The organism is Burkholderia sp. JKS000303, from assembly GCF_002563755.1.
GTDB lineage: Bacteria > Pseudomonadota > Gammaproteobacteria > Burkholderiales > Burkholderiaceae > Burkholderia > Burkholderia anthina_B.
The window spans coordinates 58,055-84,279 of the sequence record NZ_PDBZ01000005.1; the positions used below are offsets into that span (position 1 = coordinate 58,055).

At 64.8% G+C, this 26,225-nt stretch carries 23 protein-coding genes; all 23 read right to left on the reverse strand.

The window, feature by feature from the left end; genetic code table 11:
- A complete protein-coding gene (locus BX604_RS36550; protein WP_098556685.1) occupies positions 1-201 on the reverse strand; it encodes a hypothetical protein in 201 nt (66 codons plus the stop codon).
- 7 nt (positions 202-208) lie between these two features.
- Positions 209-1,501, reverse strand: coding sequence for a hypothetical protein (locus BX604_RS36555; protein ID WP_098556687.1), 1,293 nt, complete (start codon positions 1,499-1,501; stop codon positions 209-211).
- A 3-nt stretch (positions 1,502-1,504) separates the two neighbouring features.
- The gene (locus tag BX604_RS36560) at positions 1,505-2,269 is read right to left on the reverse strand and encodes a discoidin domain-containing protein (protein WP_143748178.1); all 765 of its coding nucleotides are present in this window, start codon (positions 2,267-2,269) and stop codon (positions 1,505-1,507) included.
- Between the two features lie 3 nt (positions 2,270-2,272).
- Positions 2,273-3,235, reverse strand: a complete 963-nt coding sequence (locus BX604_RS36565) for a hypothetical protein (RefSeq protein WP_098556691.1) — start codon at positions 3,233-3,235, stop codon at positions 2,273-2,275.
- A 12-nt stretch (positions 3,236-3,247) separates the two neighbouring features.
- Positions 3,248-3,703, reverse strand: a complete 456-nt coding sequence (locus BX604_RS36570; protein ID WP_143748179.1) for a hypothetical protein — start codon at positions 3,701-3,703, stop codon at positions 3,248-3,250.
- 30 nt (positions 3,704-3,733) lie between these two features.
- Positions 3,734-3,946, reverse strand: coding sequence for a hypothetical protein (locus BX604_RS36575; RefSeq protein ID WP_098556695.1), 213 nt, complete (start codon positions 3,944-3,946; stop codon positions 3,734-3,736).
- A 13-nt stretch (positions 3,947-3,959) separates the two neighbouring features.
- Positions 3,960-4,133: a hypothetical protein gene (locus BX604_RS39270; protein ID WP_179894953.1), complete on the reverse strand. Its 174-nt coding sequence runs from the start codon at positions 4,131-4,133 to the stop codon at positions 3,960-3,962.
- Between the two features lie 9 nt (positions 4,134-4,142).
- Positions 4,143-4,736 (reverse strand): hypothetical protein, encoded by a 594-nt coding sequence (locus BX604_RS36580; protein WP_098556697.1) that lies wholly within the window; start codon positions 4,734-4,736, stop codon positions 4,143-4,145.
- Between the two features lie 40 nt (positions 4,737-4,776).
- A complete protein-coding gene (locus tag BX604_RS36585; protein ID WP_098556699.1) occupies positions 4,777-11,220 on the reverse strand; it encodes a PLxRFG domain-containing protein in 6,444 nt (2,147 codons plus the stop codon).
- A complete protein-coding gene (locus BX604_RS36590; protein WP_143748180.1) occupies positions 11,220-12,305 on the reverse strand; it encodes a hypothetical protein in 1,086 nt (361 codons plus the stop codon). Before BX604_RS36590 ends, BX604_RS36585 begins: the two co-directional genes overlap by 1 nt.
- A 457-nt stretch (positions 12,306-12,762) precedes the next feature.
- The gene (locus tag BX604_RS36595; protein WP_143748181.1) at positions 12,763-14,808 is read right to left on the reverse strand and encodes a hypothetical protein; all 2,046 of its coding nucleotides are present in this window, start codon (positions 14,806-14,808) and stop codon (positions 12,763-12,765) included.
- Positions 14,809-14,882: 74 nt separating this feature from the next.
- Complete coding sequence (locus tag BX604_RS36600; RefSeq protein WP_143748182.1) at positions 14,883-16,187, reverse strand: hypothetical protein; 1,305 nt, start codon at positions 16,185-16,187, stop codon at positions 14,883-14,885.
- The gene (locus BX604_RS36605; RefSeq protein ID WP_143748183.1) at positions 16,180-17,397 is read right to left on the reverse strand and encodes a hypothetical protein; all 1,218 of its coding nucleotides are present in this window, start codon (positions 17,395-17,397) and stop codon (positions 16,180-16,182) included. Before BX604_RS36605 ends, BX604_RS36600 begins: the two co-directional genes overlap by 8 nt.
- Positions 17,398-17,407: 10 nt before the next feature.
- Positions 17,408-18,172 carry a hypothetical protein gene (locus tag BX604_RS36610; protein ID WP_143748184.1) on the reverse strand — a complete coding sequence of 255 codons (765 nt, stop codon included), beginning with the start codon at positions 18,170-18,172 and terminating at the stop codon, positions 17,408-17,410.
- Between the two features lie 16 nt (positions 18,173-18,188).
- On the reverse strand, positions 18,189-19,439 hold the full coding sequence (locus BX604_RS36615; protein WP_098556711.1) for a hypothetical protein: 1,251 nt from the start codon (positions 19,437-19,439) through the stop codon (positions 18,189-18,191).
- Positions 19,440-19,445: 6 nt separating this feature from the next.
- Entirely contained in the window at positions 19,446-20,222 is a 777-nt protein-coding gene (locus tag BX604_RS36620; RefSeq protein ID WP_098556713.1) for a phage adaptor protein, read from the reverse strand.
- A 12-nt stretch (positions 20,223-20,234) separates the two neighbouring features.
- Positions 20,235-20,582 (reverse strand): hypothetical protein, encoded by a 348-nt coding sequence (locus BX604_RS36625; RefSeq protein ID WP_098556715.1) that lies wholly within the window; start codon positions 20,580-20,582, stop codon positions 20,235-20,237.
- Position 20,583: 1 nt separating this feature from the next.
- On the reverse strand, positions 20,584-20,835 hold the full coding sequence (locus BX604_RS36630) for a hypothetical protein (protein WP_098556717.1): 252 nt from the start codon (positions 20,833-20,835) through the stop codon (positions 20,584-20,586).
- Positions 20,836-20,907: 72 nt separating this feature from the next.
- Positions 20,908-21,264 carry a hypothetical protein gene (locus tag BX604_RS36635; RefSeq protein ID WP_098556719.1) on the reverse strand — a complete coding sequence of 119 codons (357 nt, stop codon included), beginning with the start codon at positions 21,262-21,264 and terminating at the stop codon, positions 20,908-20,910.
- Between the two features lie 76 nt (positions 21,265-21,340).
- On the reverse strand, positions 21,341-22,378 hold the full coding sequence (locus tag BX604_RS36640; protein WP_098556721.1) for a N4-gp56 family major capsid protein: 1,038 nt from the start codon (positions 22,376-22,378) through the stop codon (positions 21,341-21,343).
- Between the two features lie 122 nt (positions 22,379-22,500).
- Positions 22,501-22,740, reverse strand: a complete 240-nt coding sequence (locus BX604_RS36645) for a hypothetical protein (protein WP_098556723.1) — start codon at positions 22,738-22,740, stop codon at positions 22,501-22,503.
- Between the two features lie 33 nt (positions 22,741-22,773).
- Positions 22,774-23,793: a hypothetical protein gene (locus BX604_RS36650; protein WP_098556724.1), complete on the reverse strand. Its 1,020-nt coding sequence runs from the start codon at positions 23,791-23,793 to the stop codon at positions 22,774-22,776.
- A gap of 80 nt (positions 23,794-23,873) precedes the next feature.
- Positions 23,874-26,174 (reverse strand): hypothetical protein, encoded by a 2,301-nt coding sequence (locus BX604_RS36655; protein ID WP_143748185.1) that lies wholly within the window; start codon positions 26,172-26,174, stop codon positions 23,874-23,876.
- Between the last annotated feature and the right edge of the window lie 51 nt (positions 26,175-26,225).

Here is a 26,225-nt window from a genome sequence, read left to right on the forward strand (position 1 = left end):
TCAGCCTCCCGCTAGTTTCTTGAGCCACCCGGATCCGGCGCCGTACACCGCGACCAGCACGATGACCCGGATCGCCCAGGTCGTCAGGATGGAGATGACGCCCTTGCCCACGTTCGTCTGCAGGCGCTGCACGACTCGCTGTTCCAGCCCGTCGATGATCGCGTCAATGTCGGCATCGCTGAGTTTTCGTTCTTCGTCCATGTCGGCCTCACGCTTCGACGAGAACGTCGCCTGCTGGCACTACTACCTGCCGCCCGTCCGTGGACCCCGTGGCAAGTACGGCGCTGCTGCGTGCAAGGCAATTCGCGTCGACGGTCTGTTGGAAAATGATTCGTTGTACTGACGAGATTCTAGCCGCGTATTCGCTGGTATACGAGATCACGAAAACCTGCCCGTGGCCGGTGTCCAGGTGATCGGCAAAAACCGATCCAACGGCACCGACCGACACTGCGGCGCTGAGAGCCAAGCTGGGCGCGGCTGCCAGGGATCCGGCTCGCGCTGCTGCGCTCGCGCCGGTGATTCCCAGCGCCGGAGCAACGCTGCCGGTTTGACCCAGACCCGTGCATCCACCTAACAAGTTGGCAAGAAACGCGGCGAAGCCTCCGGCCGCCCCACTCGCCTGTGTACCGGTGATGCCGATGGACTTGTCGTTCGCGTTGCCAGATACCGTGCCCGTGTCACTGATCACAACGTCGCCGCTTAGCGCGGCAGCGATCATGGGAGCGATATAGCCTGCGCTCGTGGCTGACTGCGCACCGGTAAGCGACCCCGCGCAGATCGCGCTGAGCGCGCCAATTTCGGTCGCTGTGGACGTACCGGACAGCGCGACGCTCATGGCCGCGCCCGCAGTGCCCGCATCCCCAGACGCAGTGGTTCCCGATACGCCCTGCGCGGGCAAAATCATGCCTGCTGCGCCGGAGCTGGATGCGTTCGTCAATCCCTGTGCGGGGGCGATCGCGCCCGCTGCACCCGTCGATGCTGCACCGGACAGCCCTTGCTCCGGCGCAATCGAGCCCACCGCTCCGACCGCCTGCACGCCCAGCTGCGCCAAGTCGATCTCGGCCGCCACATTGCCTGCGGCACCTACACCGCTGACGCCCGAGATGCCCTGCCCAAGCCCCCCAACTGCGCCAGTTGCCGCCGCGCCGGCCAGCCCTTGCGTCGGCGCGACATTGCCAGGCGTGCCGACCGCGGCCGCACCGGTGAGCGCTGGTGAGATGGTTGCCGCGGCATTGCCTGCCGAGCCCATAGCCGAGGCGCCGGCGAGCGCCTGCGCGGGCGCCACCATGCCAGTAGTTCCGCTCGCCTGAACCCCAGACACCGTAGGCGCAATCGTCACACCCACAGATCCAACCGCGCCACTCGACGCCACGCCCGTCAGGGCGATCACGGTGCCCGAGGCGCCAAACTGGAAATTGACGGCCCCATGCGCCGGCGGCGTGTAGCCAGTGGACGTGAAATTGAAGTTGGCCGCGTTGTGGCTTGGGGGCGTGTAGGCCATCGCTTACCCCGGCACGACTTGATCGTAGATCAGCGCCTGATACGTCGTCGGATCGAACGCAATCACCTCAACATCGGCCCAGTTCGACCCGCAGTTGATCGAGTAATTGCCACTGCCATCCGTCGTGGCGCTCCCGATCAATTCGCCAGTGGCTTTCGCGTACGCGCGCACCAGCAGTCCGGCCGTAGCCACACCAGCCACCTGCACATTTCCCGACACGCTGCGCGCGCTCGTCGGCGCAGCGACAGTAAGCCGGTGCCCACCGGCAAACGCAGGCGGGGTCCAGATAGGCGACGAGTTGAAGGCAGCACTTTTGTGCCCGTTCGAGCTAGGCGCGTTTGTGTTGGACCCGACAAGGAACGTGCGCACCTGTGCCTGCGTCCAGCCGGTCTGGCTGTACACGCTGTCAGCCGTTGTCCAGTTCGCGCCGTCGTCCGAATAATCGAGACTCCAGATGCGCGGCGAATCCGTGGTGAAGGTGTCGTTACGCGCGGTCAACGAGTATTCCACGATGTTCACGGCGCTCGGGAACAGATACTGCCACCACACTTCGATCGAACCGTTGCCCGTTGCAATCGAATAGGTATTGATATTGCCATCGAACAGGTTCGACGCTGGGTAAGAGGCGTTGACGTTGGTGCCCGACGCAGTGCCCCCCGTCGCCGCCTGCGACCCTCCCACCGTCGTGTGCAGTCCGAGTTCGGAAAATCCGCACCCGGAACTACCGTTGTTGCTTCGCGCGTGAAGCCGCCAGTAGAGGTGGGCCATGATTTAGCTCCACGTATTACTGGTTTCGAGAATGATCTGGCCGTTGCCACCGGCACTGTTGGTCATGTTCAATGCCTTGAACGACTTCCCGGACATATTGCCGGAACCCGTAAACGTGTCGCCGTGGCCGAGCGGTTGGCTGTGCAGCGGTGCCCACAGTCCCTTGAGATAGCCGCGAACCGCGCTTGAGTGCCCAACATAGATCGGCGCCATTTCAAGGCCACCGCTCGCCGGGTTCGGATACGCCAGCGCCGCACTGGTCCCTCCGGTAGTAATGTTCGCCGTCGAAGGGCCCGCCAACGCCGAGGTGTGCTTGCAAAACTGCACGCTCCCCACGGTGGCCGTGAAAGACCGGGCAAGGAAGTGGCCGCTCGACGTCGTGCTCAAAATCGACGCGCTGCTTCCAACCAGCAGCGGCAGATTCTCGCTGTTATTCGTCCCGACGTTCTCGGCGCTTCGCCCAATCGTCATGGTGTTCCATACGTCACTCGGCGTATAGCTGAAGAAATCACCGAACGCGAACCCCATCGAGTAGTTCGGGCTAGTGACGTCACCCGTGTCCACGAACAAATAGAACACGGTTGCGTCGGCAAGCAGATACCACGGGCGAACAGTCGAATCTGCCGTCGTCGACTTGCGGCATACGTGTGCGGTAGCGACTTGCGAGGTGGTGGGGAATGGGTTGGTGCCGGTGCCGGTGCCGGTCATCGCCTCATAGCCGCGCATGCGCGCCTCGCGCGCATTGTTCGGGGCGTTGTCGTTCACGTCCAGGTACAGTCCATTCGACCCCGAGCCGTTTTTGTACACCGCGAGGTTCGTGCCGCTGTACGGCTTCGTCCATCCGGCGGCTGACTGCGAGCCATAGCCATTCACCAAACACGCGTCGAGCACGCCGATCAGCGATCCAACCTGCCCGGTCAGCGACGGCGCCGAAGCGTCAGTCGACTGGTAGAAAGTTACTCCCATCGCACACCTCGCTTATGCCAGGCGGAGCAGCGCATTGTTCTGGTCGTTCGTCGGCATCGTCAACGTCAGCGTGCCGGCCGTGATGGTCTGCGCGCCGAACGTGTGCGCAGAGATCGCCCGGTTGCTCTGCGTGCTGTTGTAGAGCAGCACCGTGTCGAATGCGGCCGCCAGGGTCACGTTCGAGAACACGATCGACGCGGACGGTGTCCAGTACCCCGTCGTGCCGCCGGTCGTGGGCGCGTTGGCGTTCGTCACCGTCACGCCGCCCGCCGTGTAGTTCGTGCCCGACACCTCACCCGTCGCCGAGTAGGCCGTCGTGCCTGCACCGATCGAAGCCGTGGTGAGATAGAGAGCCGCCTTGATCGTGTCAGCGCCAGTGCCGCCGCGCGTCACGGTCGTGCCAAGTGCGTGGATACCCGACAGCAGCTCAGCCTTGAACGAGGTGCACATCGCCTGAGAGTTAGCCATTTCGTACTCCTGAATATCTGCCTGAAAAAATCAGCCGATCGCCGCTGCGGCCAGCTCGCTGAACGGGTTCTTCTTCATGTGGACGTGCGCGCTGCGGTGCACGAGCGTGTCGGTCCCCTTCAGTCGGTACTCGACCCACGAGACGATTTCATTCTCATCCTCGTGGCCGCCCGTGCGCTTGTCCAGCTCCGACTCGTCGCGCTCCGTCATCTCGCCGTCAATCAACACCGGAATCATCGTCATTTCAGTCTCCAGATCATTTCGTGATTTTCTTCGGTGGGCTCACCATCCCGAGGCCCGGCCGCTTCGTGCCCTTACGCGCCTCGCTGAAAGCGATCGCTTCGGCCTGCTTCTGCGGCCGGCCTGCTTTCACCTCGGTCGCGATGTTCTTGCTGATCGTCGCGCGGGAACCGCCTCGAACGAGTGGCATGCTAGCTCCTTACTGGATCGTGATCGTGCCGCGCATCAGCTCGGTCACAATGCCCGACGCGTCCGTCACGTCGAACGTGTAGTACCCCATCGTCCACGGCAGGGCAGCAGTCTGCAGCTCGGGCGTAAGCGTCATCAACACCATGTCGATCGCGATCTGGCCGCCCGTGCTCGTCAACGTCGTCAGGGGCGTGCCGGTGCGGTCAGGGTTATCCCAGATCGTCATCGCTGCAGTCACGCCAGTCAGCACGGCCGGCGTGTTGTAGACCAGAAATCCGCCTGACGTGTACGGCGTATAGGTCGCTGCGTTCTCGCCGTTCAGCGCCACGGTGTCCACCGACAACACGGTGGACTTCTCCCAGTCCGGCCCCTGCGGCGGGTAGCGCGTCGCGTTGATCTGCGTCATGCCGCCGGCGGCCACCACGGCCACCGGCCAGCCATTCGGCACGCCGTGCGCGGCCGCGGTAATCACGGGCGGCGTCGTCTGCGTGATGCCGGTGATCGGCACGCTCGTCAGCACGTCCGTCGCCCAGCGCACGGTCGGATGGAACGTCGCGCCCGCGCTCACGCAGAAGTCTTGCTGGTTCTGGCAATCGCAGCTCATGAGCGCTCCACCTGTTCGGAATCCTGACGAATTATAGCGATCACGGCTTCTCCGGCATAGCCGCGTACCGGAGCTGTTGCTGGATCACCGGGATCTTCCGCGGGCCAGCCTGCACACCCGTGCCCGTCATCGCGCCCACCGCATACCCCTGCAGGTGCGAGCGAACCGCTTCGCCCACGCCGCGGATCGGCTGGAACGGGTTCTTCTGGTTGAACTCGTGCATCGCATCCAGCGCATCTTGGCGCGCGCCATCATCGCCCGACGTGACCGCCTTGTAGAGCTGGTCGGTGATAATCTGCCGGCGATACAGCAGGCGGTTCTGCGTCGAGCTGAAGTCCTCGGCAGCCTCGCTCTGCTCGGCCTTCTTCGCCGAGCGGAAGCCCAGCCCTTGCAGCGCGATGTCCCAGCCGTTCGCGCGCAGCGGAATCGGATTGCCTTTCGAGTCCGTATATCCCCTAGCCGCAAGCTCGACCGCCTTGTACGGCGCCTTCAGGCCCGACGGCAGCATCTGCTCGACGCCCTTCGCCACATACCCATCGCTCACCTTCTGCAGCCCGAGCGCCACGTCGATGCCGGCATTCAGCGCCGGTCCGAGCAGCTGTTGCGACAGCGACTCGAACCGGTCCTTCAGCAATTGGCGGCTCGCGATGAACTCGCTAAACGGCAGCAGATCTTGCAGCCCGAACGTCGACGTGTCGGCGCCGATCAGCTGACCAAGCCCGTGCGAGGCGATCGCGCCGCCCTCCTGCCCGAGCGTATCGGCAAGGAAGTTGCGCGCGCTCGACCGGATGTCGGTCGGATGGTCCTGATCTTCCGTCAGCATGTTGTACACACCGGCGAACGCGTTGGCGAACGGCAGGCCCATCGCTCCGGAGATCATCACGGTGGTCGCCATCAGGCCGGCGAACTCGCGCCGCGCCTCCTGCGCGCGCTGCTGCCCTGCCGCGCTCATGTCGCGGTTGAACACGCCATCGTTGACCGTGCGCACCAGCTGCTGCATGGTCTGGAAGTTGTAGTTCATGAACGACAACATCAGCGGCGTCACCTTGCCGAGCGGCCCCTGCTTGCTGAGCCAGCGCGCGGTGTTGTCCGGATCGAAGTTGTCCATCACGCGGCTGATCGCCTTGATCCCATACTCGGTGTTGGCTTCGACGCCGGCCTGCTTCACGCCGGCTGCACCCTTCTCGGCCAGGCGGTACGCGGCGAGCCCGGTGACGATCCGGTTGACCGTCTCGGCATACTGCGCGGTCATCGCCGCAAACCGGACGACGTCCTGCTTGGTCTGGCTGCCGCCACCCGTGGCGAGCCGCTGCAGCTGCTGGCTTTCGCCCAGCTTCAGCACGCCGCGATCGTGCGCTTCCTGCAGAAATGCGCGCTCGGTGGGCGTCAGGTTGACGCCGTCGAGGTTCATCTCCGCGCCAAGCACGCCGCGCATACCGTTCTCGTCCCAGCCCGTGCGGATCGTATTCGCCACGATCTTCATCGCAGCGGCCGTTGCGCCGCCGATCTCCTTGCCGGCGGCCACCATGCCGTAGCGGCTGCCAAGGTACGGCAGGCCGCGATGGTACGGCTGGGCCATCGTGCGGATCAGGAACGCCGGATTCAGCGTCAGATAGAAGCTGCGGCCCAGCGAGTTGATCAGGTTCACCGCGCCGCCGCGCACCGGGTTCATGCCGTTCTGGTAGCGCGTGTTGATCTCGTCGGCGATCGACTGCGCGCGCAGCTTGGCGTCCTCGCTGCCGGTGCGGTTCAGACTCGCGATCGAGTCTGACATCTGCTTCAGCGCGCCACTGAACGCCGGCGCGGTGTACACGTTCGAGATGTCCTGCACGGCGCCGGACGCGCGGCGTGCGAAGTTGCCCACGAAGTCGCCGTCGTAACCCGGCACACCGCGGCGCTGCATCTGCGCGGAGCGGGACGACGTTTCAGGCAGCATGGACAGCAGCTGGCGCGTGACCGCGGCCTTCATCGCCTCGCCCTGCTCGGCCGTCAGCGCCGGGTTCATATCCACTTCGTCGTGCAGGCTCGCGAGCATTTGGCGCAGCGCCGGCGAGACGCCAGCTGCGTTGACCATACTGCGGTCGGCCACCATGCCGGACGCGGAACGCTCCGTGTCGAGGAAGTTGCCCGCCGCCGCTTCCAGCTTGCGGCGCAGGCCGGCGGCCTGGTCGGCGGTGTCGACGCGGAAGAACGCGTGGTTCTGGCCACCCTGCAGGTTGCCGAGCACCTTGTTCGTGCCGGCCAGCGCGGCCTGCAGCTTACCCACCGTCGCGGCGTCGATGCCCGGCTTGAAGCCGATGCTGACGAAGAAGTCGCCATCACGGCCCAGGCTGAAGTACGGGTTGTCGTACTGCGGCCGGTACATCTGCTCCAGCTCGGCCATGTGTGCGCGCAGCGGCGTGCCTTCCGGCAGCTTGCGTGCCGCATCGAACGCGGATTCCACGCGCGCCGCGAGCGTTGCCGCTGCGCCGTCATAGTGGAACGCCGGGTTGGCGTTGCGCGTCGACTGGAGATCCTTGCTCATGAAGTCGAGCCCGCGCGAGTGGATTGCCGCCAGTTGGCCTTCCTGCCGAGCATTCGCCACGCGCGCTTCGAGCGCCGCGCGCGCCGCATCATCCGGCGACATGCGAGCCAGCTCCGCTTCGAGCCGGCGCGTCACGCCGGCGCGCGCGTCCATCAGGTTGGCGATGATCGTGGCCGTTTTCGTCACGAGCATCTTCCGCCCCAGCTTCTCGCCATCGGTGAGCGCCTTGGCGGCGTCCGGGTTGGTGCGCTGCAGTTGCGTGAATTCACGGTGGATACCGTCGATGAACGCCTTGTTCTGCGGGTCAAGATCGGGGTGATTCTTCAGGTTGTCGGCGAAGTTCAGCTTGTAGTCGAACTGGCCGATGCTGCTCTCGCCGCCCAGCTTCATCATCTGCATGCTCAGATCGCGCGCCTTGTCTGCGTCGCTCAGCTTGTTGAGCATCTGCTGCACACCCGTCGCGAACTTGCCGTTCTGCCCTTCGATGTGCTCGGAGGCAAGCCGGCGGCTCGTCATCGCAGCCTCGTAGGCATCGAGCCCCTTCGAGAAGCCGGACTTCACCAGCTCGGGGATCGCCCGCACGCCATCGGCAATGTTCTCCACCGTGCGGCCGCCGAGCGTCGCGCGCAGCAGGCCAATGCCCATCCGTCCCACATCGAGTTTGTCCTTGACCTGGTCGTACGCCGCGAGCTTCGCGTGGAATGAATCGTCCGTGACCTTGGCGGCCTCGGCCGGCGACCGATCGAATGCCTGCACCTTCGCGCCATCGCCAAAGAACGCATCACTCGCCTGCATCGCGCGTTCGAGCGCAGGCCGGTCCTCGACCGACAGGCCCAGCAGCCGACGGATACCGTCCACCGCGCGCTGCCACAACGACTTCTGCGAGCCCTGCTCGCGCAGGAACTGCTGGAACTCCGGGTTCGAGTGCAGCTCGGCCACGAACTCGTTCGCGTCGGTCAGCCCGTACTGCCGCTCGGCGCCAGGCGCGCTCAGCGCAGCCTGGCGCACCTGCTCGATCTCGCGCAGAGCACGCTTCATCTGCGCTTCGGCCTGGGTATGCGGCGTTTCGAGCGATGCAGCACGCTGCAGGTTCGTCAACGTCGCCGCATGCACAGCCTCGTGCAGGATCGTCGACTCTGACTCGTGCCCGCTGTTGATCTCGATCCGGTCAAGCACCGGGCTGTAGCGCCCTGCCATACGCGCTTCGAGGAAGTTCGGCGCGATCTGCGTGTTCAGCCCGAGCGCACCCAGCCGCTCGGACAATGACTTGACCCACGGCTCCGATCCATTCTGTGCAAGATGCGCGAGAACGTCAGACAGCTTGCCCGACTGCGCGGCGGGCGCCAGCAACGATGGGTCAACAGCATCCGGTGTTGCCGCCCGCGGCAAGCGCTGCGACTTCGTGTACGGCTGGTCGGTCTGCCGCGCGAAGCCCACCACGTCGCGGATGAAGTCCTCGCTGTGCTTGCCACCCGTCGGCGCGTTGATCGCCGCGAGCGTCTGCCGCAGCCCCTGCACGTCCTCGTAGCGCTCCTGTTCGAGCGGCGACAGCTGCTCGCCGCCGCGGACGCGCGTGTTGAAGTCGGCCAGGGTGGCATCCAGCTTGTCCGCTGCGTCCTGCGCCTGCTCGCGCACCGACGGCGCGATATTCTCGCTCATCGTCTCTACGTGCGCGGGCGGCTCGGCGTTGTCGGGAGCCGGCGTGGGGATGTTGGTCCCGAGCGCATCCACGTGCGCGGGCGGCTCGGCATTGTCGGGAGCCGGCGTCGGGATGTTCTCGCCAAGCGCTTGGGCTTGCGCGGGCGGCTCGGCCGACATCCGGCCCGCCGTCGGCGCGGCGGCCGGGACTTCCGGCACGGCTTCAGGCGGCGCATTCTCGGCCGCATCCGACTTCCACTTGTCCAGCAACATCGTCATCCGGTCGCGCACGCCGTCCGACATCTGCGCCTTCGGGTCGTCGATCGCCGACTGCAGCGCGTCGATCTGGTCCTGGTGCGACTGCATCTTGTCCAGCCCGAGCGCGTCCATGCGCTTCTCGAACGGCACGCGCGACTGCGCTGTGGATTCGAGGCCTCCGGCTTCCACGGCCGACTTCCAGTCGTCGACGATGTCGGTGCGCGCCTTGGGCGCGTTGGCATCCGGCTGAATCTCGCCGCGCTCGGCGGCGGCGGCCGCCAACGCCTCACCGTTTGTCCGGTTGGCGATCGCCGCCGTCTCGCTCTCACGCTGCGCGGCGAGGTTCGAATAGGCGCGGTCGACCTGCTGCTGGCGCAGCGCCGACTGCAGCGCATCCCCCAACTGCGTGTTCGTGCGCTCCGGCGCGCTGCTCTCGGTGCTCGGCTCGACGGCCGGCTGCTCGCCAGTGGGCGCCGCTTCCGGCGCAGCCGCGCGCTGTTGATCCTGCATCTGCTCGTAGCGCGCGATGTTCTCGCGCATCACGGCGTCTTGCGTCGCCGGATCCGCCAGGTACGCACGATATTCCTGCACCGCGCGCTGGCCGCCGATGCCATTCGCTTCGGCGAATTCCTGGCGCGTCATTGGCTGGGCCGGCGTGGCGCCACCCGCTTCCAGTTCTCCAACAAGCTGTTGGTGGATGGTGTCGACGCTGTCGGCCACCTGTTGCGCGGCTTCCGGCGTTTCGCTCGGGCGCACGGCGGCGTTCGGCTCGAACCCGAAAATCTGGGCGCGTGCGGCGTCTTGCTGCTCGGCCGGCAGGCCGTTCAGGTACGACTCGACAGCGCCAAAATCCCGCGTCGCCGACCCGTCCGGGAACGTGTAGAGCTGACCGGCCGGCAGATTCCCCAGGCGCGGCGTCGGTGCAGGCAGCGCGAGCGTGGGTGCTTCCGGCGTCTCGGGCGCGGGCGGCTGCACGGCGTCCGGTTCGAACAGGCGCGGATCGACCGGCAACCCCTGCTTGTTCGCGATCGCCACTTCGGCATTCGCGCGGAACGCGGCCGCCGCTTGCGGATCGGCCTTCGCCAGCGCAGTGGTGTACTGGTCGGCGAGCTGCGCGCGGATCTCCGGCGCCGTATCCGCGCTGCTCAGTGTGTCGGTACGCATCTTGGCCGAACGCACGCCGAGCGCACGCGAGGCGAGCCCGAGCGGCGACATCACCGCCGTCAGCCCAAGCATCGGCACGATCGAATCCACCGCAGCCTTCCACGGCCCCGTGTCGTCAATCCCGGCCTGCTGCTCGATGATCCCTTGCCCTGCCGCTTGTGTCACGCCGGCGCCCACCGCCTCCAGCGTCGACACCGGCAACTGCTTGAGGAACGGCATCAGCGCGCCGCTCGTGCCAGTCAGGTTGCCCAAGATCCCTTCGGCCAACGAACTGCCTTCTGCGCCCAGCACCTTGCCTGCCGCCGTGCCGACCGCGCCGAGCATCTTGCCTCCCACCATCCCGAGCCCGGTTTGGGTGACAAACGTCTGGGCGGCGTTCAGGTTCGCCGCGGTGCGCGCGACATCCGGCGCGACGCCCTTGGCCTGGGCCTTTTCAAGCGTGCTCTGCCCAGACGCGGCACCGAACAGCGCGCCGCCGGCGGCCGCGCCGATCAACGCGGTGACAGCAGCTGGAATTTCGACCGGCGATGCAGCGATCGCGCCGCCGACAGCAAGCGGTACGGCGGCGACCGGCGCGACCTGCTCGGCACCTTGCGCCAGTGCGTTGACGATCGAGCCATGCTGCTCCGGATGCAGCTGCAACCAGTTCTTCTGCGCCATCTGGTCGCCGAACTGCGTCGCGGCGCTCCCGACGTTCTGCATCGTCGGACTCTGCACCATTCCGCCCACGAACTTGACCGCCTGGCCGCCGAGTGTCGGCAGGTCGACGAGCGCGCCGCGGGCGAGGCCGGTGCCAATTTCGCCGAGCGCGCTGCTGGACTGAGGTGTGTATTCTGTTGCCGAACTCGGGTCAAACTCGCTCGGGGCGAGCGTTGCGGTACTCGGGTCAAAGTCGGACATTATTGCCCTACCTTTTTGTACGTGCCGTCCGATTGGTAGACCGCCACGTTCCCGGATTTATCGACATACGTCTTACCGACGACCGGCTTCATCGTGGATGGCGGCGTAGGGTCATACTGCATGGGAACCATCCCAGCCACCGACGGACGCTGCCCATACGTAGTCAGCGGAACAGCCATTTTCGTTGACGGGTCGCTACCAACTACAGTGCCAGTCGGCACTGACCCGGTCGCAGCTTGATAATGCTGCTCGCCCACTTCCATGCCAGTCCGCACCGTTGCTTGGTCCGCACCATACATCGCCGCATTCGCGCCGATTCCGGCGCCCGTGATCCCGGCAATCGCGGAATTTAAAGCGTCGACGCCCTGCCCTTGGATTCCAGCGAAATTGTTCGCCCCCGTTGCACCAACCAAATGCGCGAGCCGGAAGCTGTAATTTCCAGGGTCGCCTTGCCGAGCCGCAGCCATGATGTCCTGAATGGCCTGCTGCCGATAAGCGGTTTGCTGATCAAAGCCGGCCTGAATAGCTGCCGCCGGGTCGATAAACTTCCCGCCGACCGCGCCCCCGCCTGAGACGCCCGCTGATGGCGCCATGTTCGCACCGGTCGCCCACGTCCCTTGCCCGGCGATATCCGAGGGTGATAGAGCCGGACGGCTCCCCCCGGGCATCCCCGCCGGCAAAGGCGGCACGTTCCACTGCGCCGGCGACGTGTATCCTTCCGGAATGATCCCCTTGAGCGCGAGCGATTGCTGAGAAGCTGCGGCAGGTGGGTGAAACGTCGGCAAGCTGTTCACGAATGCCTGCGCGCTCTGTGACTGCGGTGCAGGCGCGGCGTTGGCAGGGATCACGCCCTGCAAAGCTAGGGGCAAATTCCGAGGTGGCATTGCCGGCTGCGCGCCATACCCTGCCATCTGCGGCAGCTGCCCAGCAACCCGCATCTGGTCGATCAGATTGCCCATCTGCGGAGCGGGTGCCGGCGGCGATGACGGTTGACCAACCGCAATGTTGCGCGGCGTCGAAATTCCCGGCACCGCAAAGTTCGGCATCGAGTTGATGAAATCCTGATTCAGCGGGCCACCGGCCATGATATGCACTCCTGAATATTTATCGCCAATTATAGGTGGGCGCAGGATTTTGCCGTCGCCGTCAATCTAGGCCGTAGTTTCCCGGGTAGGTGTATATTGATTTAGCACCACACTACAAAACGGGGACAGCCATGAAAGCGACCACAGTTGCTGGGCAGTTTTTAATTTGTATGCTGATTGCAAACGCTGCAGTGGCGCAACACTATGCCATAGACCCTCAGACGGGCCAGGTATATCCAATTATCGGTGGCAACCCAGGGCGCGGAGTCCCGGTCGTCATTGATAGCTCTGGGAACCCCACTGCTATCGTCCGCCCGTCCCAAGACTGTGAAGAAGCAAAGTGGCGGCTGCAAGAAAACTATCGCCTTGCCGCTAGTCAAGGTCGTCCCCTTCCGTCTGATTTCGTAGCGGCATCAAAACGTCGAATCGCCCACTTGTGTGGCTACTAGCACCCAGATTACGGGGTGTAGTTGTAATTCGTGTTCGTACTGGTGTTGTTGGCCGTGCTCGTGAGCGTGGTCGTCTGGTCGCTGGTCGACGAGCTGGTCGAATCAGATTTCGACGTGGAATTGCTGGTCGAAGCGCTGGCGCTGTTGCTGACGTTGTACCCGACGCCATAGCTGACGTGGTCGCCAATCTGGCCCGACAGGTTGATCGACGAAAGTGCCGATGCGGCGAGCTGGGCCGCGACCTGCGCGCCGCCCTTGATCGCCTCGACGAGCAGCGTCACCTGCTCGGTAATCAACTGAATATTGGCCTTCGCCGCCTCGATACGCAGGTTGCCGGTCGCCACTGACACATCGGTCTGCGCCTTCAGCACTTCAACCTCGCTGTTGACCCGCGCCGATTCACCCTGCACCTCGGCCGTGTACACCTGGCCCGACGTCTCGTAGACCTTTGCCAGCGTGCCCACGCGCTGCGTTTCGGAGTCGACCTGCACCCGATACGCGTCGGTCAGTGCCTTGAACACGTCGAGCGGCAACTGCTGGTTCACCCGGATGTCGATGTCCTTCTGCGCGACGAGCGCGTCGACCGTCGACTTGAACGCCTGTACCTGACTGCTGTACGCGCCGGTCTGCGCCGAGAAGATGTCCACCTTCGTGGCCTCGGCCTTCACCTGCGTGGCATACGCGTCGTACTCGGATGCCTTGGCGCGCACCGTCTCGGCGTACGCGCCGACCTGCGCGGCGAACGCCTCGATCTGCGTCTTGTTGACCGTCGCGGCCGTGTTCGCTGCCTCGACCTGCGAGCGGAAGATCTCGACCACCATGCGCGCGGCGTCCACACGCGCCTTGTACACGTCGATCGCCTGTTGGTTGATCTCGCCGATCAGCCGCTGGCCTTCCAGCTCGGCTTTGTAGACGTCCAACTTCGCCAGCTCGGCCTGCAGGGCAGCCTTGTAGACCTCCACGTTCGCGACGTATGCCTGGATGTCTGCGCTGTATCGAGCAACAACTTCATGGAAAATATCAATGCCGGCCTGCTGCGCGTACTTCGCCGTCTCGAACGCGCGCTGCGCGATCTGGTTGTTGTAGGTGATGAGCCCTTCCTCGACTTTCCACGCCGTGTCGAATGCAAACCGCCGGTTGCTCTGCTCCAGATCGGCCTGCTTGATCATCACGTCGCGCGACGCCGTCGATACGGCGCTTTGAGCATCCTGCAGCGCGCGGCCAATCTCGATGCTCAGCGCGCCGGGCGGCTTCGTGAAGCCGCGGGCTGCGTACGAGCGCGTCGCGTCCATCACCTTCTGCTGGGCGCCAACCACCTCGCGCGCGCGCGCGCGGTCCCAGATCGCTTGCTCGACCGCCGGCGCCAAACCCGTGGACGTACCGTTCACCCAGACGTCGAGCTGCGTTTTCAGGTCCATCAGCAGCTGATCGGTGTATGACTGCTCGCCGAACGCGAAAATATACTGCGGCGCAAGCGGCGACCCGGGCTGCACCGCCGTGAACGTCGGCAGGCTCAGCAGCGGCTCGGCGGGCACGGTGATGCCCACCAGGCTCGGCACGTCGGGGAGCGCAACGGCAGGGGCGTCCGGAATCGCCACCGTCGGCAGCGAAGGCGAGGCCGGCAGCGTCGCCGACAGCTGGCTCGGCACCGTCGGCATGTTCAACGGCATCGGCTGCGCGGTGAACTGGGGCGCGGTGCCAGGGCTGATCCCCGTCACCGCTGTCAGTGTCGGCGCACTCGGCGCCGATGGCAGATTGAGCGTCAGGTCAGCCGGCGCGACAGGCACGGGCGGCGGATTGAAACCCGTCACCAACGCGCTGACCGGCGGCAGCGTGCCATCAACCGGCGGCAGGTTGAGCAGCGCAGACGATGCGTTCGAGATCTGGCCGAGAAACGACTGGGCCTCGGTGAATGCAGTGTCCGCGTATCCCTGCGCAGTATTGAATCCCGTCGTGACGAGCGCCGCAGCGCCCGTCGACTGCGGGGGCGGCGGCAGCTCCGACCCTGCATCCGGCCCGAACACACTGTCGACAAGGAAGGTAGTGACGCTCATCGCACAGCCCTGTGAATGATTACGCGGAGTCTATAACTACTTCGCATTCCTGTCTAATTGGCAGGAAACCGGTATCAAAAATTGATCGTGGCCGTCGTGTCGCCCTGCCCGAGCCACGTGAGTGGCGCGCGCTGCGCGAGGCCGAACACACCGCCCTGGTCGGGAGTGTAGATGTACGCACCGGCCGGCAGCGCCATTACGGTCGGATTGCCATGGATATCCCACACCACCGGAGCCGACGCATTCGCGCCACCGATCGCAGTGCCGCACGGCGATACACAGTGTGCTGCGGTCAGCGCGCCGAGCCCCATGACGCCTTTCGATTTCGACCAGATGAAGCCATTGCTGGTCCACGCCGAACCGAACGTGCCACATGCCACAGTGCCGTCCGCGCTGATACCCTCGACTTGACCTTGCCCGAGGGTGATTACGCCTTGCGGCGTCCAGAGCACAGCCGTCTGGTTGGCCTCGCCATAATTCGTGCACCCGCCGAATGTCGTGCCTGCGTAATCCATGGCAAAAATTTTCGCGCCGTCGATCAATTGGATCGTCGCGCCCGTCGTCACGTCGACGATTACCGCCGCCTCGATCGCGCCATCCGCGCCACGACCGGCTGCAGTTTTTCCATTGCCGGACATGACAACAGTTTCCGATGCAATCTGGGTCGGCACTGACACTTGCGAGAGCGGTTGGAAAATGCCGCTGCTGCGATGCCATACGTACCCGATCGAATACGCCCCGCCGACGGGAACCGCTGCGATGCCAACCGAGCCGCCATCATACGAGATAGACGCTGCCGTGGAGTTACCGCTGCCATTCGGATCGTTCGATACGCCCGGCACTGGGATATCCAACAGGCCGCCGTTGCGCGTGTACACCACACCGTTGTTGCCTTCCCAGCCGACAGCCACGTGTCCGTCCGCTGACACGGACGTGAGGTATTGGCCGATGTCGGAGTTGCCGAACGATGCACCCACGTCGATCGGAGCGTCGTTCTCGGATACCCAGTAGATACCGGAGAGCCCGAGCGTGTAGTTGTACGCCCCGCCCACGCAAACGTACGAAGGCGACCACGGGTACGTGATGCTCGACTCTTGCGGTTGCTGCGCCGGAGGCGTCACGCCTGGAGGCGTTTCGGTGTTCACGTTCATCGCGATACCCGGCGGCGATACGATCCGTACAGAATCCTGCCCGAATCGTGATCCGACCGTGATCGACACGCCGTTCGGCAGTGTGACGGTGCGCTGCGATTGCAACAGGCCGCCGATCCGCATCTGGTTCTTCATCACGCCGAGCAGCGTGCGCGCGACCCCAAGGTACGGCGCGGCTGCGTCCGAATCGTCGCCGAGGCTCTTGCGCATCTCACGAAATTCACGCATCGCCCCCTCCAACCCGGCGGCGCAGCTGCGTCGGCTTCAGCTCGATCGCATTCATCTCGAAGTCAGCTCCGTTCTGATTGCGCACCTCGAACTGCCAGTAACGTGCCACGAGCCCCTTGCCCAACCGGACATGGTTGCCGTGCAGTCCCGACTTGCCCGTCGCGGTCAGCAGGTAATCACGCTGCGTCACTTCATCCGTGAACACGCGCAAAATCAGGTTGCCATCCGTGCGGTAGCCGACGTACACGCGATCGACACGCTTCAGGTGCGACGTGCTGAAGTCGGTGATGCCGACACGCGCGGCGGCCTGGATCAACGCACCATTGTCGGTGTTGCCGCCGAGCGTGAAAATGCCTGCTGAGCTGGCCGCCAGGTACACGCCACCGAACTGCGCAAACGAATTGAACGGGAAGTTGCTGTACGTCGTCACGCCCATCTGCTCGGTGTGCATCACGATCGTATTCGACGCGGTCGGGGCCGGCACGGTCGCGGCCGCGTTGCCAGTCGACACCAGCTGAAGGTGTGGCAGCACCAGCTGTACCGACCCGACGACATTCTCGTACCCGGATGCCGTCAACTGCACCAACGGCAGCGTGAATGTCGATTGCCCGACCGTCCCAGTCACACCCTGCGCCGCGAGAGCCAGCGCGCGCAGCGCATTGGTCGCCTGGCCTACGGGCGCAGCCAGCCCCGAAATACTGAGCTGTGGCGCCGGCAGCGTGACGGCAACCTGCGCCACAATCGGAACATCGCCAACGATCGCCAGCGTGGGCGTCGATAGGGTAAGCGCGGCCGCGGCAGCCGCCCCGACCGTGCCCGAGGCGATAAGCGTAGGCGCGGGAAGCGCGAGAACCGCAGCATTCGGGCCAAAAGCAGCCAGCGTGGGCGTGGGCAGCGACAGCGCCGCCGTACCAGCGACGCCTGTAATTGCGCTGATCGCCAGCAAGGGTGCCGGCAGGGTCAGGGCGTTCCCTGAACCAATGCTCAGCACCGGCGCCGGCAGCGTGAGCGCCATTGTTCCGGCAACGCCAGCGGCGCCGGTCGCCGCGAGCACAGGCGCCGGCAGCGCAAATTGCACGCTCGGCACCGCGCCGACGCCGGAGATGGACAGTTTCGGTGTCGGCAGCGTCAGCGCGGCCACCGGCACATTCACGAAGCCACTCTGCCCGGTAGCGCCAACACCTGACAGCGCTAGGGTCAGGTCGGCCATACGTTACCCCTTATTGAGCCGGTACTGCCAGCGACCACGATGCGATCGTGGTCGTCGCCCCGCTGGCGAGCGCCGTCGAGTTCAGGTTCAGCTCGGCGCCCGACGTCGCGATTGCGCCGTCCATTCGAATCATAGTGCCAGCCGAATCGAGTGCTTTCGAGTCGGCGACGCTGCCGTACTGCCGGAACCAGCCAGCCGTGCCGGTCGCCGCATTCACGCCGCTCCACGCGTCGGCAGCGCGCTTGGGGAGCGCCCCGTTCGCTGCAGCATCGAACTGCAGCCCATTGGCCGGGTTCACGCCGCCGGCCATGTTTGCGTACGTCGCCGTCATCGTGGTGAGCGAGCCCGATACCGCGAGCCCGTTCGGGCCGGTGCCGGTGCCCGGCAATGCGCTGATCGTCACGACCGCGCCCGAAGCCGTTGCCGTGTAATCCGGCGACGTCTTGTTGCGGTTGATCTGCGCAGCGACGTCGAGCGCGGTCTGCGCGAGCGTCGAGTCGAAGTTGATCGTACCGCCGAGAATGTCGTCCCCATTGACCGTGATCGTGTTGACCGAGCCGGACGACCCCGCAAGCGTCACCGAACCGGTCGCGAGCACTTCGCTCGTTACCGCCGCGGAGCCCTTGGTGATCGTGCAGAGCAGCGTGCCGGTCGGCGCTGCATCGGCGGATGCCGGCTGCGCACCACTGTAAATCTCGATAATGCCATTGCGGAGCGCGTCGTCGATCCCGCCTTCCTTCGCGAGAAAATTGCGCAGCCCGGTGGAAAGTCGCATCGTCATTTCGTACTCCTTAGAGATTCGCTGTTGCAATATAGCGGTTCGGCCCTGCCATGAACAGGGCCGCGCCCTGGCCGCCCGCAGCAAACGGATAGTGGCTGCGCGTGAGGTTCCGAATCGTCAACTCCGGCATGCCAACGCACAATCCCTGCGTCGTCAGCCACATCGGCAGCTCGCGCACGCCGGCCGAATCGTCACCGAACAGGGATCCGTCGACAAAATCCAGCGCGCCAGGGATCGCGCCGTAGTTTGCCTTCGGCACGTACTGGAAATCCTTTGGGTCATTGCCGACCAGCACCCCACACGAGCGATCGGTGCCCACGAAGAACCCGCTGCCGCGCGCGCTGTCGCCCAGTTCCTTATCGGTCATCGGCGCGAGCATTGTGATCCGGCCATCCAACGCGACGTACTCACGCAGATCGAACAGCTCGTAGCCAAATCCCGACGAGTAGAACAGCACGTCGCCCACCGCCACGAACAGGCGGCCGCGGTAAAACGCGACCAGCTGCCCGGCCGGCGCCGGCCCGAGAAACTGTGTAGCGATCGGGTAGCTCAGCTCGGTCGTGTCATTCGCGTAGGTAAAAGTCTGAACAACATTGTCCATCAGCCCCGCGAGATACAGCACCTCGCCATTCGGAGTCGACAAGTACAGCGCTTTGCTCGCCACATCCGGGTCGAGGCTCGACGGCATCGCGAACGTCAGGCCCGTACCATCGGGCACTGTGATTGTGCCCGCGCGCGGCGCGCCCGACTCCTGGCCGTCCGAGCGCCAGTACGTGATGGCGAATTGGTACGTGGCGGCTGGCATCTGGCCGACCGTGATGCTCGGCACCGGCAACGGCGGAACCGGCAGCCCCCAGCTGCGCACAGCGCCCGTCTCACGCTCGATGATGCCGGTATCGGTACCGTTCGAAAAATAGACCCGATCGCTGACTCGCTCAGCGCTCAGCCGGCTCTGACCGTCCGCCAACACAACAAGAGGATGCGCTGTGAAGTTCGCCAGCAGCCGCTGCAGCTGGCCGCCCGACACGAACAGGCAGAACTCCTGCATCGGGTCGGCCCACAGCGAATGCGCCGCGCCCGCAAGCGTCAGTGCGTAGCCATCACGCCGCGACAGCCGGCCGGTCTTGTCCAGGTCGACGTTGTCACCGATCGCGAGATCGCCCGAGCCAAAGCGCTCCGGCGTGACATCCCCGCGTAGACCCGTGAACGTCTCATAGGTGACGACGTCCTGGTCGCGTTCCTGGACTTGGTTGTCGGCCATCGCGCGTCACCGAACCCAGGACGAACCATTCGCGCCGTAGCGGATCTGCGTCGGCGCGAATATTTTCCGCTTCACTTCGTCCTTGGCAAGCTGGACGGCTTCGTCGAACGCCGCTTTATGCTGATCAGCGGACGTCGGCGCGCCGGCGTCACCGTCGAACGTGCGCTGTGCGCGGTACGCTGCCCATTCGAGCACGTCGAGCTGGTAATCCTCGGGGATCTCGGACTCGCGATCCAGGCACTCCTTGCTGTAGTGCCCCATCGGCAGCCGCACCACACGGAGGTAGACGGTCTGGCCATCCTCGTTGGCACCCGGAGTCGGGTAAAACGACAGTGTCACTCGGCTCTGCCGGGCGTACACCAGCGTTTCGTCGGTGAAGTAGGCCAGCGGCGGCCCTGGCGGCAGCGTTGCCGTGTACGGGTCCGCCGGGTTCCACACCATCGCTTCGGCGGGCGTCGACTGAAAAATCAGTGAGTGACCGCTGCGCTGCAGATCATACGGGCCGGGGCCGCCGGGCGCCGTGTACGTCGCGGTCAGGACAGATAGTACGCTCGGATGCAGCGGGTACGTCTGCACGCCCTGTTTCATCCGTACCTGCACCACTTCCGGCGTGGTGCTGTCCCGCATGATCAGCGTCTGGCGTGCGAACCGCCGCTCCGCGTCCTTGATATACAGCAGCAGCGTTTCGTCCGACCACAACGAATCGGTGTCGCCCGCGATCAAGTCGCTGCGGTCGCGCAACACATTGAAGCGCAGTTCGCTGAGCAGTTCACCAAGTGTCATGGCCGTTGCGCCTTAGCCGCGGAGGACGCGGTACGGGAACCGCAGGCGATCCTTGTAGCCGATCACCGACTTCATCTCGTCGAGCACCGGCACCGACATCACGGCGTGGTCAAGCACGTCCACGACGCACTCGGGCACCTCGACTTCGACTCCCGCTTTGATCAGAAACGTCCGGCCGTTCACGCCAATGAACTGGCCGCCCGGAGGAATCTCGTCGATATCCTCCAGCATGATCTTGATCTTTTTCTCGGGCGCGGCCTGCTTTTCGGCGGCCTTGCGCTGGCCGCGCGGCGCGAGCGGTGCGGTCACATCGCCAGCGGCCAAGGCATCGGCAGCTGCATTCAGATCGGATTGGCTCATGTCAGTCTCCGGATGATGCTTGTTTGAAGGCGTCCGCGTATTCCTCATCCGCACTCGGCGGGGGCTTCAGCGAATCGAGATGCTGCGCGACGAAAGCCTTGACCTCGTCGGCAGTCGTGAACGCGTAGCCCTTCCACGGATCTTCCCAGTCGGACTTCGGCTTACGGTTGTTCTCCATGACCTTCGGGTCACAGATTTCCACCTCGTAGCCGTTTTCCAGCTTCTCGATCCGCAGAACAGTGTCTCCGCTCATCGCAATGGCTCCGTGTTGCATAAAAAGTGGCCGGATCGCCCGAGGGCATCACCGGCCCCAAGGAGACACGGTTTAGCCGATCGCTTCCCAGACAAACGACGAGCTGGCCGGTACCGACGCCGCCGGCATCGTGAACGTACCGTCGTTGCCGGTCGCCGGCGCGCCGACGGACGGGCCAGCGGTCGTGCTGAGCGTGACCACGCCGGTCGAGCCGACGGTGTGGACCGAGTTGTTCGCGGCCATGCCGTCGTACCACTCGTCCTTCGTCAGCGCGCCCGAGCTGGTCACGTTGACCCAGCGGATGATGCGCGGCTTGAAGCCGCAGGTAATCGTGAGGGCAGCGGCCGTCGCCGAATCCGTCACGACCACGCCGGTCGCATGGTTGACGATGCTGTCGGCGTTCGCCTGGGTGTTCGTGGTGAGTGCCATGATGGGCTCCTGAGTCGGTTCGGTGTGCAAACGCCCCGCTTAGCGGCGGGGCGTCCGTCAGTTCATCGCCGGGACGTTACGCCGTCGCCGCGACTTCGAGGCGAGCCATCCAGCAGTCGTTGAGAATCACTGCGGCGGTCATCGCCTTCCAGCCGACCGTGCCGCGCTGCGCGAGCGGGTCGCCAGCTGCCGGCTTCGGGTTCACGACCATCGGCACGAGCGAATCCTTACCCTTCAGCGGGACGATGCCGTACGCGTCGCGGCCCAGGTACAGGACTGGGTACACATCCGCGCTGGTGCCACTCGTCGAGCGCATCGCGCCTGCCGAGCCGCCAGCATCCGCCCAGGGAGCGAAGATCGTCGACTGCAGATATCGCACCGTCTCGACCGAGCCGATTTCGTTTTCCCACGGCGTCACCGTGCCGTACTGCTTGGTCGGGACGAAGCCCGTCATGTTGCGGATATCGGATTCCAGGTCCGGGTGGACAAGGCCGATGAACGCCGCTTCGACCGGCTCCGTACGGAAGTCGGGGGTCGACTTGACGATCTGCGTGATGCGCTTCGCGTTCTGGCGGGTGAGCGCCGTCGTCACCTTGCGCTGCATCGCTGTCGAAATCGCGGTATTGACCGAGGTGCGCACCGAGCCGTTGGCGTAAAACACGTTCACGCCAGCCTTCAGCACGTTGAAACGGATCGTCTCGATCGTCTGCGCGGCCGACTCGCCCAGTGCTTCCGTCGCTTGCTGGAGCACCTGGTCTTCGGCCGTATCCATCACGACGTCGGTGATCGTCAGGTAGTCGCCGTATTGCTGCAGCGTGACGGTGTAATCCTGGTTTGCCAGCTTCTTGCCGGTCGGCGTCACACCTTCGACCAGCGGCGTGATCGCGAGCGGCGTGTTGAACGCGTTTGCCGGGTTGCCGTCACCCGCACCGCCCGTTGCGCCAGCGAGAAAGTAGCGCCGGAACTTGGCGACCTTCGTGCTGTTGTTCGGGATCGGGTAGGTCTGGCCGAACTTTTCGAGGACCAGGTACGGCAGGCCGCGCTTGAGCAGCTGACTGACAGCATATGCGGCGACTCGCGGCGAAATATCGCCATATTGGGTTACGGCAGTCATGGCTGACTCCTGTACAAAAGACAAGGAACGTTCGTATTCCTAACTTTCGCAGTGTCAGCATCTCCCCGCTTGAATGGGGCGCCGCAGTGCTACTGAATTACGTGCGAATCTACACCCGCCGGTCAGACCCCGGCAATAGCCAGCAGTACGCTTTTGACCGGCAAACTGATCGACATGCTGTTAATACCTACACGAGTGGCCGTGCTGTTGAGCACGGCCAGCATTGCATTCTTTTCCTCAGTGCTCACCTGTAACTGCGCAATTGCATCCGCGGTCAGTGTGCTCGAATTCAATGCTTCCAGCGCCTCGACCAGTGGGCGCGGCGCTGCGATCCCCTGAATTTGTGCATTTGTGATGGACATGATCCGCCCTCCCGATTAACTCAGGAATGCAGATTACTTCATCCCTGCGAACTCGGCAAATGCCCCGTCGAAATCGTTCGGATCGGGCGCGCTCGTCGGCTCGCTGCGGCTCGTACGCACCGGCTTGAGCGCCGCGGCTGCGGCTGCCGCGGCAGCCGGCAGCGCGGGGGCTGCGGACGCTGCCGGCACAACGGGAGCTGGGGCAGCAGCGGGAGCAGGTGCAGCGGCGGGGGCAGTGGCGGCAGCAGGCGCAGCAGGTACAGGAGCCACATAGTTCGTCTCCTTCTTGAATCGCGCGATCAAGTCCGCCACATCCTCGGGCGTGCCCGTCTCAGTGACAGTCTGGTACGCGGACTTCAGATAGGCCGGCTGGGCATCCACCCACGCAAGCACGGGGTCGCGCACCTGGTCATAATCGGGCACAAGCGACTTGATGTCCGCGTACTGCGTGCTCGATGCAGCCTTCGACGACAGCGACTCGACCGCGTCGAGGCGCGCTCCGACCTGGCCCAGAATCCAGCTTGCGAGGTTCACATACTCGGCTCGACGCATGAGCTGTTCGCCCTTGGCGACATCCGGCCATTCCTTCACATAGGCGTCAATGAGCGCCTGTTCGTCGGCCGTGTATGCCGGCTTGGGCGGTTCTTCGACTGCCGGCGCGGCGGGAGCGGCCGCCGGCGCCGGCGCCTTCTTCAGCTCGGCCAGTTCAGCCTGCATCGCAGCCATCTGCGCCTGCCAGTCGGCAGGCGGCACGGCGGCCGGCGCAGGTTCAGCGCCGGCCGCAGGTGCACTCGCCGGTTCCGTCCCAGAAGTAGCAGCCGGGGGCGTAGCAGCGGTTGCCGCGGCCGGTGCTGCTGCCGGCGCAGGCTCCCCCGTGGTGGCAGCCGATGCGGGATCGGCCGCGGGCGCAGGATCAGCAGCCGGTGCCGGCTCAGCGGCGGCCGGCGCGGCTGCGCCGCTCGGTTGCTGCAGCTCGGCGAATGCCGCGGAAAATTCATCCTCGGGGGTCGGCGTGGCCGGCGCGGCCGGCGCCGCTTGCGTGGTCGTCGTCATGGTCGTCTCCGATTAAAACTCAGAACAATTCTTTCAGCAGCGAGTCGTACAGCTGCGCCTTTGCCTGCAGCGCTGGAAAATCAGCCAGCTGGCATCGCCGCAGCTGTGAGTCCAGATCCTTGAGCCGCATTCGCAAGAGCTGCTGGAGCGACAACAGGCCCGACCGCCCCGCCTGCGACTCCAGACGCACCTGCTGCACCAGCTCCACGTCCATCCGGCGCCGCTCCTGCGGCGGCAGTTCCTGCTCCATTGCCAGTCTCCATGAGGTTCGGCGCGCTCACCTGGTCCGGGTTGAGCCCCTTCTCCAGCGCGCCAAGGATCGTGTTCGCGGTCGTCGCTTCCGCGTTCGCCGCATTCTTGCCTGCTTGCGACAGGTTCTTCAGCGAGTCCGACAGCAGCTTGCGCACTTCAGCCGCGGCCATCTGTTGCGCCTGCGCCTGCTGCGCGGCCGCCTGTTGCTGTCGCTGCTCATCGACCTGCTGGCACTCGCTGTCGTTCATCACGACTTCCTCAGTGTCCAGGTCGCGCACGCGGGCGCGGGCGCGCGCCAGCCCCGGCCACTTGATGTACGGCCGTTCCTCCGGCTGCAGCGTCTGTGCGTACTGGTCGAGCTGCGATCCCAACACTTCCTTCGCGATCAGCGACGTCGCGCCGCGCGCAACCGGCTTGAAATCGCCCTGGACAGACTGGTCCGAGTTGAAGTTGCGGTTGAACACGAGCAACGCGCCGACGACCGACTCGGTAAACGCGTCGAAGCTGCGCACCACGTCCTTGAACGGCAACGCAGCATCGCCGCGCAGCATCGACGCGCCGGCCGCCGTGCGGAACGGCTCGCTCGGGCCTTTCTGCAGGTCGCCGCCCGTCGCCGGGTTGACGAACGTTTCCGTGTCGGCGAACTCCTGAAACATCTTCGCCAAGCTCTGCAGCTCACCCAGGTGGGACTGCAGGTCGATCGAGCGGATCGCCGGATACTGCATCGTTGCGAGCTGATCGTCGTCGCGATAGAAAATGTGATCCGGGTTGATCGCCTCGATATCCTGGTGCAAGTTTAGAATCCGCGTGTTGATCTCGAACACGCGCTGCACCGCGCCGTTGTCGAGCGCCATGCGCACCGCGGCGCACAGGCCCATCTGGCTGTCGCGCATGATCTGCGGCAGGCCGTTGCCGAGCAGGAAGCTTTCATCTTCCTCGAAGATGAAGTGGTGGTACATCGGCATCTCGCCGTCGGTTTTCAGCTTGCTCCACGGATCGAGCTGCGCACGGATCACGCGGTTTCCCATGACCCACACGTTCGCCCGCACGTCCTCGTCCAGTTTGTCGTCCGGCACGTCGACACCCATGTTCGCCATGTCGCGGCCAGACATATACCCTTCCCAGACGATCGCCTCGAACTTGTTACGCGCGGCCTGCGACACGTTGAGCGCCGAGCCCATCGCGCGCAGCTCTGTCTCGAACGCGCGGCGCACGTAATTGCCGGTCGGCGACTCGCGCAGGAACGCGTCGATCTGGCTCGCCATGAAGTCCTGACGCTGCTTCAGCATGATGACCTGATGCTTGCTCATCACCACGCGCTCGAACTGACCGTCCATCTGGTTGAGCGCCTTCGCCGACATATCCGGGTAATAGTCCCAGATCGGCACGAACTCGAAGCGCGGGCGGTACGCGGTGTACGGCTGCGCGACGAGCCGACCGGCCGCGTCCTGCCCCCAGCGTCGCTGCGTCTGTTCCTCGACGAACGGCCCCTTCAGGATGCCGCAGCCGTACCGAATGCCACTCGACAGAACCTTGCGGCAGAGCGCCACGTAGTCGGCCATGCGCGCGCCGCCCAGCTCCGCGAGCTGATCCTCGATCTCCAGCTCCATACGCTTGGCGCGCGACTTCGCGAAGTCGCGAATCGCCTGCTCGATCGCCTCGTCGCTCGGCTTGGCCGGCGTCGGCGGTGCGGGCATGCCTGGCGCCTGCATCTGGGGCGCCGCGGCCTGCATCAGGCTGTCGAGCACCGACTGCAGATCCTTCTCGTCCAGGTCCGGCACGGGCGACGCCGCCACCGTCCAGTTCTTGTCGTCGGTCGGAAACAGCAGGTTCATCAGCCGCGACAGCATCGACACGCACTTCACGCGCGTGAGCTTCGGATACGCGCGAGAGCGGTTCTTGTCGAGCTTGCTCTCGATGTCCGGATCGTAAATGCCGAGGTACTGCCGCGCGTTCATCTCCCAGCGCAGCTCGGCGATCCGCCGATCAGTCTCGTACTGGGTGAAGCGCGACGCCAGGTCTGCGCCCACCCGGCGCAGCACCGCGTCGTCGATCTTGCCGTGCACGCCTTCCAACGTCGTTGTCGCGTTGGGCTGAGTTGCGGAAGGAATGATGGTGTCGGTCGCCATAGGGATCTCGGGAGCAGGCTAGATTATTTCGGCATCCTAATCATTTTGGGC